The organism is Nocardioides sp. BGA-UO-ETr-FS32 (genome assembly GCF_059567905.1).
This window is the reverse complement of sequence record NZ_JCAQOX010000013.1, coordinates 890,519-908,788: the sequence shown is the minus strand read 5'-3', so window position 1 is coordinate 908,788 and position 18,270 is coordinate 890,519. Positions and strand designations below refer to the sequence as shown.

Genomic DNA, 18,270 nt, shown 5'->3' with positions numbered 1-18,270 from the left:
GCACTGCCGGGCGGCGCGGCCGCGGCGCAGTCTCGGAGGAGGAACCGCACCCCAGAGGAGCCGGCCATGACCGCCACCCGCCTCGTCCCCGTCGAGACCCTCCACCGCATCGTCGAGGTCGCCTCGCGCGCACCGAGCGTGCACAACACCCAGCCCTGGCGATGGCGGGGCGGCGCTCGATCGCTCGAGCTGGTCGCCGACCGGACCCACCAGCTCACCGAGACCGACCCACTGGGCCGCAACCTGACGATCAGCTGTGGGGCGGCGCTGCACCACGCGCGAGCGGCGGCAGGCGCGCTGGGGTGGTCGACCCGCGTCGTACGCCATCCCGACCCCGACCAGCCCGACCTCCTCGCCACCATCGAGCTGACGCCCGGTGCTCAATCCGCAACGGCCCAGGAGACCCTGGCCGCCATCGAGGCGCGGTGCACCGACCGGCGCCGGTTCAACGCCTGGCCCGTCCCGGAGGAGCGACAGGCGCACCTGGCGAGGGTCGCGCACCAGTGGGGTGCCCGCGCTGTCGCCCTCACCGACGATTCCGAGCGCCACATCGCCGAACGACTCGTCCGACGAGCCGCCGCCCGCCAGCGGGCGAACCCGGCTGCCCGAGCCGAGCAGGAGGACTGGCAGCACCGCCTCTCCGGGGACGGTGTGCCGGCCGCAGCCCTCCCGGGTCCCGCCGACCGTGCCGGTGCCCACCCGCACCGGTTCGATGGGACCGTGTCGGAGGACCACCCGGGCCCGGAGGTCGAGGCCACCGACGGCCTCATCGTCTTCTTCGACACCGCTGACGACCCACGTGCCTGGCTCCTGGCCGGGGAGGGACTGGGCGCGATGTGGCTCGCCGCCGAGGAGGGCGGCCTGTCCCTCGTGCCGCTCAGCCAGGTGATCGAGGTGCCCGAGACCCGCCGCGCCTTCCAGGTCGAGGTCCTCGGCAGCCTGGCCCACCCCCTCCTGCTCGTCCGCGTCGGCTGGCGCTCCACGGCGGGCACGTCCCTCGCCCGTACCCCGCGCCGGCCGGTGTCGGAGGTGCTGGACCTGGTGTGACTGCGAGGGCCTCCGGCCGTGGCGCGGACCGCCGCGTCGGAGCCGTGGGAGAGGGTGTTCTCCATGGCTCGCATCCGGCTGTCCCGCCTGCCGGGAGATCGTGTGCTGGTCACCGACGACGACGGGGCACGCGAGATCGCGATGGGTGACCTGGCGCCACTGGTCCTCGAGCGCGAGGCGGCTGCGCCTCGATGGGTGTGGGACGACACCGCACGCTGGTATCCCCCGCTCCTCGCAGCGGGCGTTCGGGTCGAGCGGTGCCACGACCTGCGACTGTGCCGGCGGCTCCTCGCCCGGGCGCCTGCCGTGGACCCCGGGCTGCTGCGCGGCGAGGAGGCCCGGCTGTGGGACGGGCCGCGCGCCGCCGTGGCCTCCGACCCCGTCCTCTTCGGCGCCGGCGACTCCGCCGACCACCTGCGGGCCGACCTCGAGGACGCCCGCCAGCTCGCCGCAGTCGCCGCCTCCCCGGAGGCCGCCCGGCTCGGCCTCCTCCTCGCCGCCGAGTCGGCGGGAGCACTCGCGGCGGCCGAGATGACGCATGCGGGCGTCCCGTGGAGCACCGAGGTGCACGAGGCCCTGCTCACCGACCAGCTGGGTCCGCGCCCGCCACGCGGCGCGCCGCCGCGCCTGCTGGCGGCCTGCGCCGACGACATACGCCGACTCCTCGGCGCGCCCGGCCTCAACCCGGACTCGCAACCCGAGCTCCTCGCGGCTCTGCGTCGTGCGGACCTCGCGGTGACCGACACGCGCGCGTCGACGCTGCAGCGCATCGACCACCCGGTGGCCGAGCCGCTGGTGCGCTACAAGAAGCTCGCCCACCTCTTCCACACCAACGGCTGGGCGTGGCTCGACGAGTGGGTCCGCGACGGACGGTTCCGGCCGTCCTACCAGCCTGCGGGGTCCGTCACCGGACGTTGGTCCTCCAACGGCGGCGGCGCCCTGTCGTTCCCGGCGCAGGTGCGCCCCGCCGCGGTGGCCGACGACGGCTGGGTGCTGGTCGTGGCCGACGTCGCACAGCTCGAGCCACGGGTGCTGGCGGGCATGAGCGGCGACCGCGGGCTGGCCCGGGCCGCGCGGGGCGCCGACCTCTACCAGGGGATGGTCGACGCCGGGGCGGTCGCGAGTCGCCAGCACGCCAAGCTCGGCCTGCTCGGTGCGATGTACGGCGCGACGAGCGGCGAGAGCGGGCGCATGGTGGCCGACCTGACCCGCCGATACCCCCAGGCGTTCGGGCTGGTGGAGGCGGCGGCCCGCGCCGGGGAGCGGGGCCAGGGCGTCCGTACGCTCCTCGGACGCGGCTGCCCGCGCCTCGGCGCCTCGTGGGACGAGTCACCCGACGCGCCACCCGGCGACCTGGCCGACCAGGACCGCCGTCGTCGCGCCCACGGCCGGTTCACCCGCAACTTCGTGGTCCAGGGCACCGGTGCGGAGTGGGCGCTGTGCTGGATCGCCGACCTGCGCAACCGGCTGTGGCGTCTGGCGGGCGACGGGCCGGTCGAGGCGCGAGCGCACCTGGTCTTCTTCCTGCACGACGAGGTCGTCGTGCACGCACCCGCCCACCTCGCCGACGCCGTGTCGGCGGAGGTGACCGCAGCGGCCACCGCCGCGGGTCGGCTCCTCTTCCGCGAGATGGCGGTCGACTTCCCCCTCAGCATCTCCGTCGTGCGGTCGTACGCCGACGCAGGCAAGCCGGGGACGTAGGTCCCCTGCTCCCCCGCCCTTCGCCCCTGCCCGCGGGGCCGGCCCCGGCGCAGGCTGGTGGCAAGGAGGCAGGTCATGAACACACTGGTCGTGCACGAGTCACACTTCGGCAACACCCGGACGGTGGCCGAGGCGGTCGCGGACGGGATCGCGGACGGGATCGCGAGCGAGGCACGGGCCGGCCACGAGTGGCGCGTGGAGGTCGTCGACGTGACCCACGCCCCCGACCGGCTCGCCGCCGACGTGGACCTGCTGGTCGTCGGTGCGCCCACCCACGCGTTCTCGATGAGCCGTGCGTCGACGCGGCGCGACGCGCGCGCCCAGGGCGCCGACCCCGGCCACGAGGCCCGCGGCGTCCGCGAGTGGCTCGAGACCCTGACCCCCACCGGGGACCTGCCCGACATCGCCACCTTCGACACCCGCGTCACCGCGGTCAGGAAGCTGCCCGGATCAGCCGCACGCGCGGCCGGCCGGTCCGTGGTCCGCCACCACCTCGGGAGCGTCGTCGACTCCGCCTCGTTCTTCGTCGAGGACTCCCACGGTCCGCTGGCGAACGGCGAGCTCGATCGCGCGCGGGCGTGGGGGCGGGCCCTCGCTCGCCGGGAGACGTGACGCTGTGGGTCATCTCACGGTCTGAGCGGAAACGCATACCCGCGGTTTGCCATCGGCCGGCGAATGCTGGTGTGTTGGACCGATGGCCACCGGAATCGAACATCCACGAGACCTGCCCACACCCGACGTCGTCGACGAGCCGCACCCGGCCCTCGACTCCGCCATCGAGCCCACTGTGCCTCGCGAGAGAGGCGTGGACAAGGTCGTCTTCGGCGTCACCGCACTCGTCAGCCTCGCGTTCCTCGTCTGGGGATTCGTCAGCACCGGCAGCCTCGCCGACGCCTCGGCCAGCGGCCTGGCCTGGACGATGGAGAAGACCGGCTGGCTGTTCGTCCTGACCTCGAGCGCGTTCGTCGTCTTCGTCATCTGGCTCGCCCTCGGCAAGTTCGGCAACATCCCGCTCGGCCGCGACGACGAGGAGCCGGAGTTCCGCACGATCTCCTGGGTCGCGATGATGTTCAGCGCCGGCATGGGCATCGGCCTGATGTTCTACGGCGTCAGCGAGCCGATCACCCACTTCGTCACCCCGCCGCCGGGCACGGGTGAGGCGGGCAACACCGAGGCCGCCCAGAACGCCATGGCGACGACGATGTTCCACTGGACGCTCCACCCGTGGGCGATCTACGCCGTCGTCGGCCTCGCGGTCTCGTACGGCGTCTACCGCAAGGGGCGTCTCCAGCTGATCAGCTCGGCCTTCGAGCCCCTCCTCGGCCGCCACGCGCACGGTGCCGGGGGCAAGGCGATCGACATGTTCGCCATCTTCGCGACCCTGTTCGGCTCGGCCACCTCGCTCGGCCTCGGCGCCCTCCAGATCCAGTCCGGCCTCCAGATCGTCGCCGGGCTCGGCGACACCGGCAACGCCGTCCTCGTCGGCATCATCGCCGTCCTCACCGCCGCCTTCGTGCTCTCCGCCGTGTCCGGCGTGGCCAAGGGCATCCAGTGGCTGTCCAACATCAACATGGTCCTCGCCGTCGCGCTGGCCCTGTTCGTCTTCATCGTCGGCCCGACCGTGTTCATCCTGAACCTCCTGCCGACCTCGATCGGCAGCTACGTCGCCGACCTGCCGATGATGGCCGCGCGCACCGCCGCTGAGGGGTCCGAGGCCAGCGAGTGGCTCTCCGCCTGGACGGTCTTCTACTGGGCCTGGTGGCTCTCGTGGACGCCCTTCGTCGGCATGTTCATCGCTCGGATCTCCCGCGGCCGCACCATCCGCCAGTTCGTCACCGGCGTGCTGCTCGTCCCCAGCCTCGTGAGCGTCGTGTGGTTCTGCATCTTCGGCGGCGCTGCCATCGACCTGCAGAAGACGGGCACCGACATCGCAGGTGCCGGCGGGCTGGAGAACCAGCTCTTCAGCACCCTCGACGCCTACCCGCTCGCCACTGTGTCGAGCATCGTGGTGATGGTGCTGGTCGGCATCTTCTTCGTGTCCGGCGCCGACGCCGCCTCGATCGTGATGGGCTCGCTCTCCGAGCGCGGCACCATCCACCCGAGCCGCCCGACGGTCATCTTCTGGGGCGTCGCGACCGGTGCCGTCGCCGCGGTGATGCTCCTCGTCGGCGGTGCCGACGCACTCGGCGGCCTGCAGACGATCACCGTGATCGCCGCGCTGCCGTTCGTGCTGATCATGATCGGGCTCGCCGTCGCGCTGGTGAAGGACCTCGCCTCGGACCCGCTGGTCGTGCGCCGCAAGTACGCCATGGAGGCCGTCGAGGCCGCCGTGATCACCGGCGTGACCGAGCACGGCGACGACTTCGTCCTGTCGGTGCAGAAGGACCCGGGCGCGACCCGCAACTAGGGTCGTCGCATGATCGCCCCTCTCCGCGTCGGCTTCGTCACCGGCGCGACCCCCGACAAGTGGGCGCGGCAGTGGCGCGACCGTCGTCGCGAGTCCCTCCACCTGGTGCCGACCACCGAGGCAGACCAGATCGACGGGGTGCGCGCCGGCAGCCTCGACATGGCGCTCGTCCGGCTGCCCGTCGACCGCGACGGCTTGCACTGCGTACGTCTCTACGACGAGCTGCAGGTCGCCGTCACGTCCCGCGACCACCTCCTGGCCGCCACGGACGAGGCGGTCACGACCGCCGACCTCGTCGACGAGCAGCTCGTACGCCCCCACGCGAGCGGCTGGACACCGGAGGCCGAACAGCTCGACTGGCCGCCGATGACGGAGCAGGAGGCGATCGAGACCGTCGCCGCCGGCACGGGCATCGTGGTCCTCCCGATGTCGATCGCCCGCCTCCACCAGCGCAAGGACGTCATCAGCCGCGTCGTCTCCGACCTCGAGCCGACCACCATCGCGCTCGTCTGGCTCATCGAGCGGGACGACGAGGTGACCCAGGCGTTCGTCGGGGTCGCCAAGGGACGGACGGCCAACACCTCTCGCCGGTGACGGCCGCCGGACGGGGTTGCGCCGGCGGCCCGCGGGGTACGGGGTCCGGGAGCGGGCACTGGTCCCCGCCCCGAGGAGGAGAGACATGCGCATCGTCATCACTGGCGCGAGCGGCAACGTCGGGTCGGCCCTGCTGCGCAGGCTGGCGGCCGACGGCGGGCACGAGCTGGTCGGCGTCGCACGCCGTTCGCCGGGCAGCGACTTCCCGTTCGCCGAGGCGGAGTGGGCCACCGTCGACCTGGCCCGCGACGACGCAGCGGCCCTGCACCGCGCCTGTGACGGGGCCGACGCTGTCGTCCACCTGGCGTGGGGGTTCCAGCCCTCACACCGGGAGGACCACCTCCGCGAGCTGGGGGTGGGCGGCACCCGCCGCGTCGTGGAGGCCGTCGTCGCCAGCGGAGTGCCGCACCTGGTCCACATGTCCTCGGTCGGGGCCTACTCCCCGAAGCGGGACGACGCCCCGGTCGACGAGACATGGCCGACCGAGGGCGTGCCCACGTCGATGTACAGCCGGCACAAGGTCGCCGCCGAGCGGCTCCTCGACCATCTGGAGGCCGATGGCCGTCCCGTGGTCGTCACGCGGATGCGTCCCGGGATCATCGGCCAGCGTCGCGCCGGTAGTGCCCTCCTACGCTACGGCCTGCCTGCCCTCGTGCCGGCCGGAGTGCTGCGCCACGTGCCGGTGCTGCCGCTCGACAGGCGACTGACCGTCCCGATGGTGCACGCCGACGACGTCGCGGACGCCGTGGCGCGGGTGCTCGCGGCGCGTGCGCCGGGGGCGTTCAACCTGGCGGCCGCCCAGCCGGTCCACGCCGAGGACGTGGCAGCAGCCCTGCACGCCCGCCTCGTCCACGTGCCCTCCGCAGCGGTGCGGGCCGCCGTGTCGGCGACCTGGCACGCCCGGCTCCAGCCTCTCGATCCCGGGTGGATCGACCTGGGCTACGCGGTGCCGCTCCTGGACACGACCCGGGCGCGGACCGAGCTCGGGTGGGAGCCCGAGGTCGACGGGACGGCCGTGCTGGCCGAGGTCCTCGACGGCATGCAGGACGCAGCGTCGTCCGACTCACCGGTCCTGAGGCCACGGACGGTCTGGAACGGCGCCCGTGCCGCGCTTCGCAGAGGACCGGTCAGCAGCCGCCGGGAGCCCTGAGACGACGGGGTCGACTCAGTCCCGGTGCTTGCCCCGCCGCGAGTGGGGCGTCGCCAGCACCGCTCGGACGCGCTCGGCGTCGAACTCCTCGCCCAGCCAGTCGAAGAGTCCGCGCAGCACCTCGGGATCGGCCACATAGTCGTCGTAGTGGACCCGGAAGACCGCGTCGCCGAGCCCCTCGGCGGCGGCGAGCATCTTCGCCTCGATCCGTTGCACCTGGCCGAGGGGGTCGTCCTTGTGCGTCCAGTAGTTGCTGGCAGCGACGTCCTCGAGGTTGCGGGTGTTGAGCACGAAACGCGCCCCCGGGAAGACCTGACGCAGGAAGTCGAGGTAGTCCGGCAGGTCCGCGTCGTACCACCGGATCTCCTTGTAGCCGGTCACCCGCGTGTCCGGCTCGGGCCGCAGCAGCGTCGCCTCCGCGAGGTCGCGGATGCGGGCGAGGGAGACGTCCTCGGGGAAGGACTCGATGCCGAACCACGGGTGGGTCGGCTGCGAGGCGCGGGCGGGATCGACGCGCGCCTTCTCCGCGAGACCGCTGCGGTGGAAGTCGTAGAGGTGCCGCATCGCGTGGCGGTTCTCCCCGCGCAGCAGCCACCCGGGGATCGAGTTGAGGATCCCCATCAGCAGCGTCGAGCCCGACCTGCCGTACGTCATGACGAAGACGTGCTGACGCTCCATCAGGACGTCACCACGACCTGTCCAGGGGCCGGCCCTCGTGGAAGCCGGCAGCGGACTGGACCCCGACGAGCGCCCGCTCGTGGAGCTCGGCGAGGTCACGCGCGCCGGCATAGGTGCACGAGGAGCGCACACCCGAGCAGATCTGGTCGATGAGGTCCTCCACACCGGGACGCTGAGGGTCGAGGTACATCCGCGAGGACGAGATGCCCTCCTCGTAGAGACCCTTGCGGGCCCGGTCGTAGGACGACTCGCCCGTGGTGCGGTTGGCGACCGCGCGCGCCGACGCCATGCCGAAGGACACCTTGAACGGTCGTCCGTCGGCGTCGTGCATCAGGTCGCCGGGAGACTCGTGGGTGCCGGCGAACCACGAGCCGATCATCACCGAGGAGGCGCCGGCGGCGAGGGCGAGGGCGACGTCGCGGGGATGGCGTACGCCGCCGTCTGCCCACACGTGCCTGCCGAGCTCGCGGGCCGCCGTCGCGCACTCCAGGACGGCGGAGAACTGGGGCCGGCCGACGCCGGTCATCATCCGGGTCGTGCACATCGCGCCCGGTCCCACGCCGACCTTGACGATGTCGGCGCCCGCCTCGATGAGCGTGCGGGTGCCCTCGGCGGACACGACGTTGCCCGCCGCGACCGGCACGGTGGGCGACAGGGCGCGTACGGCCTGCAGCGCCTGCACCATGCGGTCCTGGTGGCCGTGGGCGGTGTCCACGACGAGGCAGTCGACGCCGGCGGCGAGCAGGTCCGCGGCCCGGTCGGCGACCTCGCCGTTCACACCGACGGCGGCCGCGATCCGCAGTCCTCCGGCAGCGTCCAGCGCGGGCCGGTACAACGTCGCGCGCAGGGCACCGAGCCGCGTCAGCACCCCGACCAGCTCGCCCGCGTCGTCGACCGCGACGGCAAGCGGGGCCTTGGCGCGCTCGATGGCGTCGTAGACCTCGCGAGGGTCCGTTGCGGCCGAGACAGTGACGACGCCCCGGTTCATCACCGTCCCCACCTGGGCGAACCGGTCGACCTCCGCGCAGTCGGCCTCCGACACGACGCCGACCGGACGGCCGTCCTGGACGACGACCGCGGCCCGGTGCGCGCGCTTGGGGATCAGCGCCAGCGCCTCGGCGACGGTCTGGTCCGGACGCAGCTCGATCGGGGTGTCGAAGACGCGGTGGCGCTGCTTGACCCACGCGACCACCTCGGCGACGACAGGGAGCGGGATGTCCTGCGGGATCACCGTGATGCCGCCCCTGCGGGCGACGGTCTCGGCCATCCGCCTGCCGGCGATGGCCGTCATGTTGGCGACCACCAGCGGCAGCGTCGCGCCGGTGCCGTCGGAGGTGGCGAGGTCGACGTCGTAGCGGCTGGCCACTGCGGAGTGGCGCGGGACCATGAACACGTCGTCGTAGGTCAGGTCGTGACCGGGGTTCTCGTGGAGGAACTGCACTGGCGGGAGTCTACGCAGCCGGGCGCGGCAGCTTCCTGGGTCGCAGGCCGACCTCGGCGAGCTCGAGCTCGGCGAGGCGGCGCACGACTTCGGGGTCGCGTGCGCGCCACGCGCCCGCGGGGTCGTCGCTGACCCTCGCGAGCACCCGCATCGGCTGGTTGGCCAGCGCCCGGAGGGCGAACAGGTCGAGGTCCTCCTGCGCGTCGATGAACCTCGCGCCGGCGGTCGCCTCGCGGACGAACCGCCAGCGGATCGGCAGGTGGACGGCGGCGGCGATGAGGATCGGGATGAGCGCCACCGAGAGACCGAGCAGCAGCGCCAGCCGCTCCACCGCCTCCACCGTGTCGCGCCCGGCCGCGGCGATGCCGTCCGCGCCGGAGGCCGCCTTGTCGAACGGCGATGCCAGCTCGTCGCCCACCAGGGGCGCCTCGCCCAGCCGGCCGCCCGCGTCGCGGAGCTGCTCGGCCATCGAGGTGGCCGACGCGTCCGTCTGGCGGGCGGGGCCGGCGAGCTCCATCGTGCCGTCGTGGACGGCCGTGCCGATCCAGGCCCACGCCACCAGCCATGCCACGAAGAACAGGTCGGCGAGCACCTGGAGCGTGCGGCGTACGGGCGTGTCGGCGAAGAGCTTCATGCGGTCCACCCTGCCAGTCCGGGTCAGCCCTGAGCTGCGGCCGCCTCCTGCAGGGCGCGCCAGGTGCGGTCGACGTCGGCCTCGGTCGTGCGCCAGCTGCCGACTGCCAGCCGGATGGCGGCTCGGCCCTCGACCGTGGTGTGCGACAGGTACGCCTCGCCGGACGCGTTGACCGCCTCCATCGCGGCCATCGTCTGCTCGTCACCGGCGGTCAGCCGGAACACGACGAGGGACAGGGACGGCTCCGTCAGCATCTCGAAGCGCTCGTCGGCCGCGACCAGGTCCGCCACGTGCGCGGCGAGGTCGACGCCGCTGCGCACGTGCGCGCGCAAGCCCTCGAGGCCGTACGTCCGGAGCACGGCCCACAGCTTGATCGCCCGGAACCGTCGGCCGAGCTGCGGGTGCCAGTCGCGGTAGTCGACGACCTCGCCCGACTCGGTGGCGGCGTTGCGGAGGTACTCCGGGAGGATCGACAGCGCGCCGGTGAGCGCGGCGCGGTCCCGCACCCAGAAGGTGCTGCAGTCGAAGGTCGTCAAGAGCCACTTGTGCGGGTTGGTGACGAACGAGTCGGCGGACTCGACCCCGGAGAGGTGGGCGCGGTGCTCGGGGCAGACCGCGGCGACGCCCGCCCAGGCGGCGTCCACGTGGACCCAGAGACCCCACTCGCGCACGACCTCCGCCACCGCGGCGATGTCGTCCATCGCCCCGGTCGAGGTCGTGCCCGCCGCGACGTGCACCATGACCGGCCGCAGCCCCGCCTCGACGTCCTCGACGATCGCCTCACGCAGCGCCTCGACGTCGATCGCCTGCGTCACGGGGTCGACGGCGATGGTGCGCACGGCGTCCTCGCCGAGCCCGGCCATGATCGCGGCCTTGACCAGCGAGGAGTGCGCCTGCGACGAGCCGTAGACCCGCCAGCCGGCGTCCCCGAGGCCGTGGCGGCGGACCTCTCCCCCGCTGGCCCGGTGCAGTGCGGCAAGGAGTGCGGTGAACGTGGCCGTGGAGGCCGTGTCCTGGATGACCCCGCCACCCGGGCCGTCACTGCGGAAGTCTTCCGGCAGGCCCAGCGCCTCGGCGAACCAGTCCAGGACGACCTGCTCCACCTCGGTCACAGCGGGGCTGGTGGCCCAGATCATCCCCTGCGCGCCGATGCCGCTGGAGAGCAGGTCGCCGAGGATCGCAGCCGGGGAGGAGTTGGCCGGGAAGTAGGCGAAGAAACGGGGGTGCTGCCAGTGCGTGAGGCCCGGGACGACGACGCGGTCGAGGTCGGCGAGCACCGCGTCGAACGGCTCACCGGCCTCCGGCGCCGACGCCGGCAACAGGCGGCGTACGTCGCCGGGGGCCACCTGCGCGCGCACGGGCAGGTCGTCGAGCGAGGCCCAGTAGTCGGCGATCCAGTCGATGGCGGCGTGGCCGTGCCTGCGGAACTCCTCGGGCGACATGTGGGCTGGCTGGTCTGGCATGCGCCGAACGTACTCGTCGAGGTCGAGCCCGCGTACTCAGACCGGACCGAGTAGGTCGGCGGCTGCCCGGCGCCTCTCACCGGGCGAGGGTTGACCCATGGCCTCCACGACTCCCTCCAAGAACACCAACGCCTTCTTCCTGCAGGCCGGCATCTCGTTCGCCGTCGCGCTGCTGACCATGATCTTCGCGATCTTCTACCTCCCCGTCGACCCGTGGATCCGCGCCTTCCTCGGCCTCGGGACGATGTTCCTCACCACCTCGAGCTTCACCCTCGCCAAGTGCGTGCGCGACGCGCAGGAGGACAGCTACGTCGTGTCGCGGATCGACCAGGCCCGCGTCGACAAGATCCTCGCCGAGCACGACCCGTTCAAGTCCGTCTCCTGACTACTTGAGCTCGGCGCTCGACAGCCCCAGGATGCGGCGCGCCACGATCAGCTGCTGGATCTGCTGGGTGCCCTCGAAGATGTCGAGGATCTTGGAGTCGCGCGCCCACTTCTCCAGCAGCTCGGCCTCGCTGTAGCCGAGCGTGCCGCACAGCTGCACGCACGACAGCGTCACGTCGGACCCGACGCGGCCGGCCTTGGCCTTGGCCATCGACGCCTCGAGGGAGTTGGGCAAGCGGTTGTCGGCCATCCAGGCCGCCTGCATCATCAGCAGCTTGGCGCCCTCCCAGTCGGCCTCGAGCCGCAGGAAGGTCGCCGCTGCGGCCGACTGCGACTGGGCGGGCCGGTCGTAGTCGATGACCACGCCGGCCTTCTCGAGCAGGTCCCGGGTGAGGTCGAGCGAGGCGCGCGCGCACCCGACGGCCATCGCGGCGACCAGCGGCCGCGTGTTGTCGAAGGTCGCCATCGCGCCGGCGAAGCCGGACTTGACGTCGATCTCCGGCGAGCCCAGCAGGTCCTCCGCGGGCACCCGGCAGTCGGTGAACGTGATGACCGCGGTGTCGGAGGCTCGGATGCCGAGCTTGTGCTCGAGCCGCTCGACCTTGAGCCCCGGGTTGTCCTTGCGGACCAGGAACGACTTGATCGCCGCCCGGCCCAGCTCCTTGTCGAGGGTCGCCCAGACCACGACCGAGTCCGCTCGCTCACCGGAGGTGACATAGATCTTCTCGCCGTTGATGACGTACTCGTCGCCGTCCTTGACGGCGGTCGTGGTGATGTTGGCCGAGTCCGAGCCTGTGCCCGGCTCGGTGATGGCCATCGCCGCCCACGTGCCCTTGTAGCGCTGGAGCTGCTCCTCGTTGGCCACCGAGGCGATGGCCGAGTTGCCGAGGCCCTGCCGCGGCATCGACAGCAGGAGCGCCGTGTCGCCCCAGCACATCTCGGCCACGGACAGCACGGACGCGAGGTTGGCGCCGTTCCGCACCTTGCCGGCGTCGGCACCCGTGTCGTCACGGCGTACGCCGCCCGCACCGGCGCCGCCGGTCGCGCCGGTCTCGGACACGCCGTCGATCAGCGCGGCGAGCATGTCGAGCTCCTTGGGGTACTCGTGCTCGGCGCGGTCGTACTTGCGCGAGATCGGGCGCAGCATGTTCATCGCCAGCTGGTGCGCCTGGTCGACGAGGCCCGCGTGCTTGCGGGGGGTCTCGAGGTTGATCATCAGACCATCACCGCGCCTTCCATCACTCCGACGGCCCGCAGGTCGCGGTACCACCGTTCGACCGGGTGCTCCTTGACGAAGCCGTGGCCACCGAGCAGCTGGACGCCGTCGAGGCCGATGCGCATCCCCTTATCGGTGCAGAGCTGGCGAGCCAGCCCGACCTCGCGGGCGAAGTCCTGGCCGCGGGTGGCGCGCGAGGCGGCCTTCCAGGTCAGCAGCCGCATGGCCTGCACCTCGATGGCGATGTCGGCGACCATGAACGCCACCGACTGGCGGTGGCTGATCGGCTCGCCGAACGCCTCGCGCCCGTTGACGTAGTCCTTCACGTAGTCGAGGACGGCCTGCCCGGTGCCGACCGCCAGCGCGCACCACGCCAGCCGGGACAGGCGTACACACTCGCGGTATGCCTCGCCGTCGGTGTCGCCGAGCAGGGCGTCGGCGCCGACACGCACCCCGGAGAGGTGCAGGCGCGACAGGCCCGCGGCCCGGAGACCCATCGACGGGTCGGCCTCCACCTCGAGACCGGCGGTGCCGGACTCGACGAGGAACAGCGCGGGCGTGCCGTCGAGCATGGCCGCGACCACGAACAGCTCGGCGTCGGCCCCGCGGACCACGGCGGACTTCACCCCGTCGAGGACGAAGCCGTCGCCGTCGCGCAGCGCGGTGGTCGACAGCGAGAACGGGTCGAAGAGCACGGTGGGCTCGGCGAGGGTCAGGGCGGCGACGGGGACGTCGGTGCCCGTGAAGGCCGGGAGGTAGGTCTGCTGCTGCGCCTCGGTGCCCCACAGGCCGATCGCCGTCGCGACCGCACCGGGGGCCAGCGTGGCGACGGCGAGTCCCATGTCGCCGCGGGCGAGCGCCTCGGCGACGAGCGTGCCGGCCATCGCGGAACGCTCCTCCATGATGCCGCCGAGCTCCTCTGGCACGCCCAGGCCGGGGAGCCCGACCTCCTGCGCGGCCGCGAGGACCTCCTCCGGGGCCGCGCACGCCTCGTCGGCGGCGGCCGCTGCGGGCCGGAGTAGCTCGTCGGCGAGCTCGCGGACGACCTCGAGGAGCATGCTCTCGTCGTCGGTCGGGGTGAGGTCGAAGACGCCGCGGGACTCGGCAGTGGCGGGCCGGGTGCCGGCCGTGCGTCGGCCGGCCCTGGCGAACTGCCGACCGGCGGCGGTCGCCACCCGGAAGCCGTTGCGCGTGGTCGAGTAGACGACCTGCTCGGTCTGCCTGCGCAGCCCGACGCGGTCGATGATCTCGCTCTGCGCCAGCCGGTTGACGGCGGCGACGGCGAGGCCGATGGGGTCGCGGGTCTCCCGGGAGGACAACCCGTGGCGGCCGCCCGGCCGGAGGCTGTTCATGATGGACATGACGAAACTGTAACTCCGAGTTACACCTTTCGCCAGAGGTCCGCCCGTGGTGCCGGTCACCCTTCGCCTCCTCGTTAGGATCGCCCGCATGCCTGACGACGAGACCCCTGAGCCTCACGCGCCGTACGGTCCCCTCCCCGAGGGTGGCACGGTTCGCGCGATCACGCGGTGGGGCACGCCCGTCATGCACCGCCCGCAGGCAGCGGTCACGTCCTACGACGACGCCCTGCGCTCGCTGGCCGCCGACATGGTCGCCACGATGTACGCCGCCGACGGAGTGGGTCTCGCTGCCTGCCAGGTCGGCGAGGACGTCGCGATGTTCGTCTTCGACTGCCCCGACGACGAGGGCGTCCACACGGTCGGCGTCGTCTGCAACCCGGTCCTCACCCTCCCCGAGGGCAAGGACCGCCACCTCGACAGCGACGACGAGGGCTGCCTGTCCTTCCCCGGCTCCTTCGAGCCCTGCGCCCGACCGGACTGGGCCCGCGTCGACGGCACCGGGATCGACGGGCAGCCGGTCTCCTTCGAGGGCAGCGGCCTGCTGGCGCGCTGCCTGCAGCACGAGACCGACCACACCCTCGGCACGGTGTTCGGCGACCGGCTCTCGGCGAAGTCGCGCAAGAAGCTCGGCAAGAAGCACGACGCCGCGGCGGACGACTACCCGCTGACCTGGCCCGCCGAGAGCGCCTGAGCCGTGGCAGACCTCCGCATCACCCGCGAGAACGCGCGCTTCCAGCAGTGGGAGGCGCTGCTGACCAACCGTTCCAAGCGGCACCGCAACCGTGAGTTCCTCGTGCAGGGCGTACGCCCCATCTCCCGCGCCGTCGAGGAGGGCTGGACCGTGCGTGCCCTCCTGCGCGCCGAGGGCTCGACCTCGGACTGGGCCGACGGACTGTGGGGCACCACCGACGCGGAGCGGGTGACCCTCTCCCCCGAGCTGCACGCCCGACTCAGCGGCAAGGAGGACGGCGCCGAGCTCGTCGCCGTCGTGGAGATGCCTGAGGACGGGGTGGAGCGGCTGGCCGACTCCTCGCGCCCGCACGGACCGATCGTCGTCCTCGACCGGCCGACCAGCCCCGGCAACATCGGCACCCTCGCGCGCTCTGCGGACGCGTTCGGCGCCTCGGCCCTCGTCGTGACCGGCCACGCGGCCGACCCCTACGACCCGCGGGCGGTCCGGGCGAGCACGGGCTCGCTCTTCGCCCTCACCGTGCTCCGGGTGCCCGTCCCCGGCCCGGTCGTGGAGTACGCCCACGCGCACGGTCACCGCATCGTGGGCACCGACGAGGACGGCAGCGCCCTGTCGTCGGTCGACCTGGGCGGGCGGCTCCTCGTCGTCGTCGGAAACGAGACGTCCGGCCTGTCCTCCGGGTGGCGGGCTGCGTGCGACGACATCGCGAGCATCCCCATGGTCGGCACGGCGTCGTCGCTCAACGCCGCCGTCGCGGGGTCCATCGTGCTGCACGAAGCGCTGCGGCAGCGCGGCTGACGGGGCACCGACCAGATGGAAGCAGTGCTCGACTGGGTCGTCCTCGTCATGCGCACGATCGGGTCCCCGGGCGTCGGCGTGGCCACCGCCCTGGAGACCGTGTTCCCGCCCGTGCCGAGCGAGCTGGTGCTCCCGCTGGCCGGCTACACCGCGAGCCAGGGCCACTACGGGCTCTGGCCCGCGATCGCGTGGGCGACCGCCGGCTCCCTCGTCGGGGCCCTGACCCTCTACTGGCTGGGGGCGGCCTGGGGCCTGGAGCGCATCTGCGCCCTGGCGGACCGGATCCCCCTCATGCACGCCGAGGACGTCCGCAGGGCGGTCGCGTGGTTCGGCCGCAACGGTCGCAAGGCGGTCTTCTTCGGCCGCCTCGTGCCGGGCGTACGCAGCCTGGTGTCGATCCCGGCCGGCGTCGACCGGATGCCGCTGGCGACCTTCTGCCTCTACACGACGGCGGGCAGCCTGGCCTGGAACGCGGCCCTGATCCTGGCCGGCTACGAGCTGGGCGCCCAGTGGCACCTGGTCGAGGGCTACGTCGGGCCGGCGAGCAACGTCGTCTACGTGCTGGTGGCCGTGGTGGTCGTCGTCGTGGCGGCCCGCAGGCTCCGCCACCGGGTCACGGGCCGCATCAGCGGCGCGCCGCGGCGTAGCAGGCCACCGCACTCGCGGCCGCCACGTTGAGCGAGTCGATCCCGGCGGCCATGGGGATCACCGCGCGCCGGTCCGCCGACGCCTCCCACCGCGCCGACAGTCCGTGGCCCTCCGACCCCAGCACCAGGGCGAGTCGGTCCACCCCCGCGACCGCCTCCTCGATCGGCACCGAGTCCGGGCCCAGCGTCAGCGCGACCGTCGTGAAGCCGCGCCGGGACAGGTCGGGCAGCGCGTCGTACCAGTCGGGCAGCCGGGTCCAGGGCGTGGAGAAGACGGCGCCCATGCCGACCTTGATCGAGCGCCGGTAGAGCGGGTCGGCGCACCGCGGGGCGAGCAGCACCGCGTCGAAGCCGAGCGCCGCGCCCGAGCGGAAGACGGCGCCGACGTTGGTGTGGTCGACGAGGTCCTCCAGGACCAGCACCGACCGCGCACCCTCGAGCACGTCGTCGACGGAGCGCAGCGGCCGGCGGTGCAGCGACGCGAGGGCACCGCGGTGGACGTGGAAGCCCGTCACCTGCTCGATCAGCGCCTCGGGCAGGACGTAGACCGGACCGGCGCCTGCTGCGAGCACGTCGGCGAGGCCGTCGAGCCAGCGGGGCGCCATCAGGAACGACCGGGCGTCGTAGCCCGCCTCGACCGCGCGGCGCACGACCTTCTCGCCCTCGGCGAGGAAGAGCCCGTGCTCGGCCTCGAGGTGCTTGCGGAGCTCGACGTCGCGCAGGTCGCGGTAGTCGGCCAGACGAGGGTCCTCGGGGTCGTCGAGCTCGACGAGGTCAGCCACGCCCCTGCTCACGATCTGCCTGCCCACGATCTGCATAGTGCGCGGGACGCGCCACGGCGACCACCTCGCCGATCACGATGATCGCGGGCGGCACCACCCGGTGGGCGGCGAGGTCGGCGGCCAGCTCGCCGAGGGTGGTGAGGACGGTGCGCTCGGTGGGCATGGTGCCGTCGACGATCACCGCGACGGGCGTGCCGGCGGACCGGCCCCCCGCGACGAGGGCGTCCGCGATCGCCGGTGCGTTGTCGACGGCCATCAGCAGGACCAGTGTGCCGCGCAGACCGGCGACGGCGTCCCACGCGACCAGCGACTCGGGGTGGCCGGGCGGCAGGTGCCCGGAGATGACGGTGAACTCGTGCGCCACACCGCGGTGGGTCACCGGGATCCCGACCCGGGCGGGGACCGCGATGGCCGAGCTGAGACCGGGGACGACGGTGACCGGCACGTCGGCGGCGGCGCAGGCGAGCAGCTCCTCGAAGCCGCGGCCGAACACGAAGTTGTCGCCGCCCTTGAACCGCACCACGCGCTTGCCGGCCCGCGCGCGGTCGACGATCACCTCGTTGATGTGCTCCTGCGTGGCCGAGCGGCCACGTGGCAGCTTGGCGACGTCGATCAGCTCGACGTGCGGGCCCAGCTCGTGGAGCAGCTCGCGCGGGGCCAGGCGGTCGGCGACCACCACGTCCGCCGTGGCGAGCGCGTGGCGGGCGGCGACCGTCACCAGCTCGGGCTCCCCGGGGCCTCCGCCGACGAGGACGACGCCGGGGCTCCGGTCGAGTGCGTCGGACGCCGCCAGGTGACCGTCGCGCAGGGCGGTGACGATGTCGTCGCGCAGCGCGGCCGACTTCTTCGGCTCGCGGTTGCCGAGCACCCCGACCGTGAGGCTGCCGTGGTGGCCGACGGCCGGCGTCCACGCCGTGCCCCCGAGCGCGTCGTCGGCGCGCACGCAGAAGGTGTGCCGCTGCTCGGCGGCCGCGACCACGCGCGCGTTGACGTCCGGGTCGTCGGTGGCGGCGACGACGTACCAGGCGCCGTCGAGGTCGGACTCGGTGAAGTCGCGCAGCACCAGGGTCAGCTCGCCGGCGAGGCCCTCGATGGCCGGGGTGACCTCGGGGCTCACCACCGTCACGTCGCCACCGGAGGCGATGAGGGCCGGCACCCGGCGCTGCGCCACGTGGCCGCCGCCGACGACGACGACCCGGCGGCCGGTGAGGACCAGTCCGGCGAGGTACGGATGGGGGTCGGCACCGGTGTCGGTCATTGCCCCATTGTCTCTGGC

The 18,270-nt window shown here is 73.1% G+C and carries 18 protein-coding genes; 10 read left to right on the top strand and 8 right to left on the bottom strand.

Going from position 1 to position 18,270, the window contains the following annotated elements; all coding sequences use genetic code 11:
• Positions 1 to 66 precede the first annotated feature (66 nt).
• The 6 genes from AC57BS_RS09605 (at position 67) to AC57BS_RS09580 (ending at position 6,899) form a co-directional block, all read left to right on the top strand.
• Complete coding sequence (locus AC57BS_RS09605) at positions 67 to 1,047, top strand: Acg family FMN-binding oxidoreductase (RefSeq protein WP_496411200.1); 981 nt, start codon at positions 67 to 69, stop codon at positions 1,045 to 1,047.
• A gap of 63 nt (positions 1,048 to 1,110) precedes the next feature.
• A complete protein-coding gene (locus AC57BS_RS09600) occupies positions 1,111 to 2,748 on the top strand; it encodes a bifunctional 3'-5' exonuclease/DNA polymerase (protein WP_496411199.1) in 1,638 nt (545 codons plus the stop codon).
• A gap of 75 nt (positions 2,749 to 2,823) precedes the next feature.
• Positions 2,824 to 3,360 (top strand): flavodoxin family protein, encoded by a 537-nt coding sequence (locus AC57BS_RS09595; RefSeq protein WP_496411198.1) that lies wholly within the window; start codon positions 2,824 to 2,826, stop codon positions 3,358 to 3,360.
• Between the two features lie 82 nt (positions 3,361 to 3,442).
• On the top strand, positions 3,443 to 5,155 hold the full coding sequence (locus tag AC57BS_RS09590) for a BCCT family transporter (protein WP_496411197.1): 1,713 nt from the start codon (positions 3,443 to 3,445) through the stop codon (positions 5,153 to 5,155).
• Between the two features lie 9 nt (positions 5,156 to 5,164).
• Entirely contained in the window at positions 5,165 to 5,749 is a 585-nt protein-coding gene (locus tag AC57BS_RS09585; protein WP_496411196.1) for a LysR substrate-binding domain-containing protein, read from the top strand.
• Between the two features lie 85 nt (positions 5,750 to 5,834).
• Positions 5,835 to 6,899, top strand: a complete 1,065-nt coding sequence (locus tag AC57BS_RS09580; RefSeq protein ID WP_496411195.1) for an NAD-dependent epimerase/dehydratase family protein — start codon at positions 5,835 to 5,837, stop codon at positions 6,897 to 6,899.
• Between the two features lie 15 nt (positions 6,900 to 6,914).
• Here the strand turns inward: AC57BS_RS09580 and AC57BS_RS09575 are convergent, their stop codons facing one another.
• From AC57BS_RS09575 to AC57BS_RS09560, 4 genes are read right to left on the bottom strand one after another with little or no spacing between them, the layout of a single operon-like run.
• Complete coding sequence (locus tag AC57BS_RS09575) at positions 6,915 to 7,577, bottom strand: sulfotransferase family protein (RefSeq protein ID WP_496411194.1); 663 nt, start codon at positions 7,575 to 7,577, stop codon at positions 6,915 to 6,917.
• A gap of 7 nt (positions 7,578 to 7,584) precedes the next feature.
• Positions 7,585 to 9,018, bottom strand: coding sequence for a GuaB1 family IMP dehydrogenase-related protein (locus AC57BS_RS09570; protein WP_496411193.1), 1,434 nt, complete (start codon positions 9,016 to 9,018; stop codon positions 7,585 to 7,587).
• Between the two features lie 10 nt (positions 9,019 to 9,028).
• Positions 9,029 to 9,652 (bottom strand): hypothetical protein, encoded by a 624-nt coding sequence (locus AC57BS_RS09565; protein WP_496411192.1) that lies wholly within the window; start codon positions 9,650 to 9,652, stop codon positions 9,029 to 9,031.
• A gap of 23 nt (positions 9,653 to 9,675) precedes the next feature.
• Positions 9,676 to 11,115: a pyridoxal phosphate-dependent decarboxylase family protein gene (locus AC57BS_RS09560; RefSeq protein ID WP_496411191.1), complete on the bottom strand. Its 1,440-nt coding sequence runs from the start codon at positions 11,113 to 11,115 to the stop codon at positions 9,676 to 9,678.
• A 97-nt stretch (positions 11,116 to 11,212) separates the two neighbouring features.
• Here AC57BS_RS09560 and AC57BS_RS09555 point away from each other — a divergent pair, with 97 nt between their 5' ends.
• Positions 11,213 to 11,500, top strand: coding sequence for a YiaA/YiaB family inner membrane protein (locus AC57BS_RS09555; RefSeq protein ID WP_129454357.1), 288 nt, complete (start codon positions 11,213 to 11,215; stop codon positions 11,498 to 11,500).
• Here AC57BS_RS09555 and AC57BS_RS09550 read toward each other — a convergent pair whose 3' ends face one another.
• Positions 11,501 to 12,715: an acyl-CoA dehydrogenase family protein gene (locus tag AC57BS_RS09550; protein WP_496411190.1), complete on the bottom strand. Its 1,215-nt coding sequence runs from the start codon at positions 12,713 to 12,715 to the stop codon at positions 11,501 to 11,503.
• On the bottom strand, positions 12,715 to 14,076 hold the full coding sequence (locus tag AC57BS_RS09545; protein WP_496411189.1) for an acyl-CoA dehydrogenase family protein: 1,362 nt from the start codon (positions 14,074 to 14,076) through the stop codon (positions 12,715 to 12,717). Before AC57BS_RS09545 ends, AC57BS_RS09550 begins: the two co-directional genes overlap by 1 nt.
• Before the next feature lie 88 nt (positions 14,077 to 14,164).
• Here AC57BS_RS09545 and def point away from each other — a divergent pair, with 88 nt between their 5' ends.
• The 3 genes from def to AC57BS_RS09530 are packed head-to-tail and all read left to right on the top strand — an operon-like array spanning position 14,165 to position 16,243.
• A complete protein-coding gene (gene def / locus AC57BS_RS09540; protein WP_496411188.1) occupies positions 14,165 to 14,767 on the top strand; it encodes a peptide deformylase in 603 nt (200 codons plus the stop codon).
• 3 nt (positions 14,768 to 14,770) lie between these two features.
• Positions 14,771 to 15,565, top strand: a complete 795-nt coding sequence (locus tag AC57BS_RS09535) for a TrmH family RNA methyltransferase (RefSeq protein ID WP_496411187.1) — start codon at positions 14,771 to 14,773, stop codon at positions 15,563 to 15,565.
• Positions 15,566 to 15,580: 15 nt separating this feature from the next.
• Positions 15,581 to 16,243, top strand: a complete 663-nt coding sequence (locus tag AC57BS_RS09530; RefSeq protein WP_496411186.1) for a DedA family protein — start codon at positions 15,581 to 15,583, stop codon at positions 16,241 to 16,243.
• Here AC57BS_RS09530 and AC57BS_RS09525 read toward each other — a convergent pair.
• Both AC57BS_RS09525 and cobA read right to left on the bottom strand, forming a co-directional pair.
• Entirely contained in the window at positions 16,191 to 16,994 is an 804-nt protein-coding gene (locus AC57BS_RS09525) for a TrmH family RNA methyltransferase (RefSeq protein ID WP_496411185.1), read from the bottom strand. The two genes, AC57BS_RS09530 and AC57BS_RS09525, sit on opposite strands and share 53 nt — an antisense overlap.
• Positions 16,987 to 18,252 carry a uroporphyrinogen-III C-methyltransferase gene (cobA, locus tag AC57BS_RS09520; protein ID WP_496411184.1) on the bottom strand — a complete coding sequence of 422 codons (1,266 nt, stop codon included), beginning with the start codon at positions 18,250 to 18,252 and terminating at the stop codon, positions 16,987 to 16,989. The genes AC57BS_RS09525 and cobA overlap by 8 nt, the downstream gene beginning before the upstream one ends.
• Between the last annotated feature and the right edge of the window lie 18 nt (positions 18,253 to 18,270).

Bases quoted from the DNA above. Each gene is read 5' to 3' on its own strand.
- AC57BS_RS09605 (WP_496411200.1), top strand. From the start codon at position 67: ATGACCGCCACCCGCCTCGTCCCCGTCGAGACCCTCCACCGCATCGTC.
- AC57BS_RS09600 (WP_496411199.1), top strand. From the start codon at position 1,111: ATGGCTCGCATCCGGCTGTCCCGCCTGCCGGGAGATCGTGTGCTGGTC.
- AC57BS_RS09595 (WP_496411198.1), top strand. From the start codon at position 2,824: ATGAACACACTGGTCGTGCACGAGTCACACTTCGGCAACACCCGGACG.
- AC57BS_RS09590 (WP_496411197.1), top strand. From the start codon at position 3,443: ATGGCCACCGGAATCGAACATCCACGAGACCTGCCCACACCCGACGTC.
- AC57BS_RS09585 (WP_496411196.1), top strand. From the start codon at position 5,165: ATGATCGCCCCTCTCCGCGTCGGCTTCGTCACCGGCGCGACCCCCGAC.
- AC57BS_RS09580 (WP_496411195.1), top strand. From the start codon at position 5,835: ATGCGCATCGTCATCACTGGCGCGAGCGGCAACGTCGGGTCGGCCCTG.
- AC57BS_RS09575 (WP_496411194.1), bottom strand. From the start codon at position 7,577: ATGGAGCGTCAGCACGTCTTCGTCATGACGTACGGCAGGTCGGGCTCG.
- AC57BS_RS09565 (WP_496411192.1), bottom strand. From the start codon at position 9,652: ATGAAGCTCTTCGCCGACACGCCCGTACGCCGCACGCTCCAGGTGCTC.
- AC57BS_RS09560 (WP_496411191.1), bottom strand. From the start codon at position 11,115: ATGCCAGACCAGCCAGCCCACATGTCGCCCGAGGAGTTCCGCAGGCAC.
- AC57BS_RS09555 (WP_129454357.1), top strand. From the start codon at position 11,213: ATGGCCTCCACGACTCCCTCCAAGAACACCAACGCCTTCTTCCTGCAG.
- AC57BS_RS09550 (WP_496411190.1), bottom strand. From the start codon at position 12,715: ATGATCAACCTCGAGACCCCCCGCAAGCACGCGGGCCTCGTCGACCAG.
- AC57BS_RS09545 (WP_496411189.1), bottom strand. From the start codon at position 14,076: ATGTCCATCATGAACAGCCTCCGGCCGGGCGGCCGCCACGGGTTGTCC.
- def (WP_496411188.1), top strand. From the start codon at position 14,165: ATGCCTGACGACGAGACCCCTGAGCCTCACGCGCCGTACGGTCCCCTC.
- AC57BS_RS09530 (WP_496411186.1), top strand. From the start codon at position 15,581: ATGGAAGCAGTGCTCGACTGGGTCGTCCTCGTCATGCGCACGATCGGG.
- cobA (WP_496411184.1), bottom strand. From the start codon at position 18,252: ATGACCGACACCGGTGCCGACCCCCATCCGTACCTCGCCGGACTGGTC.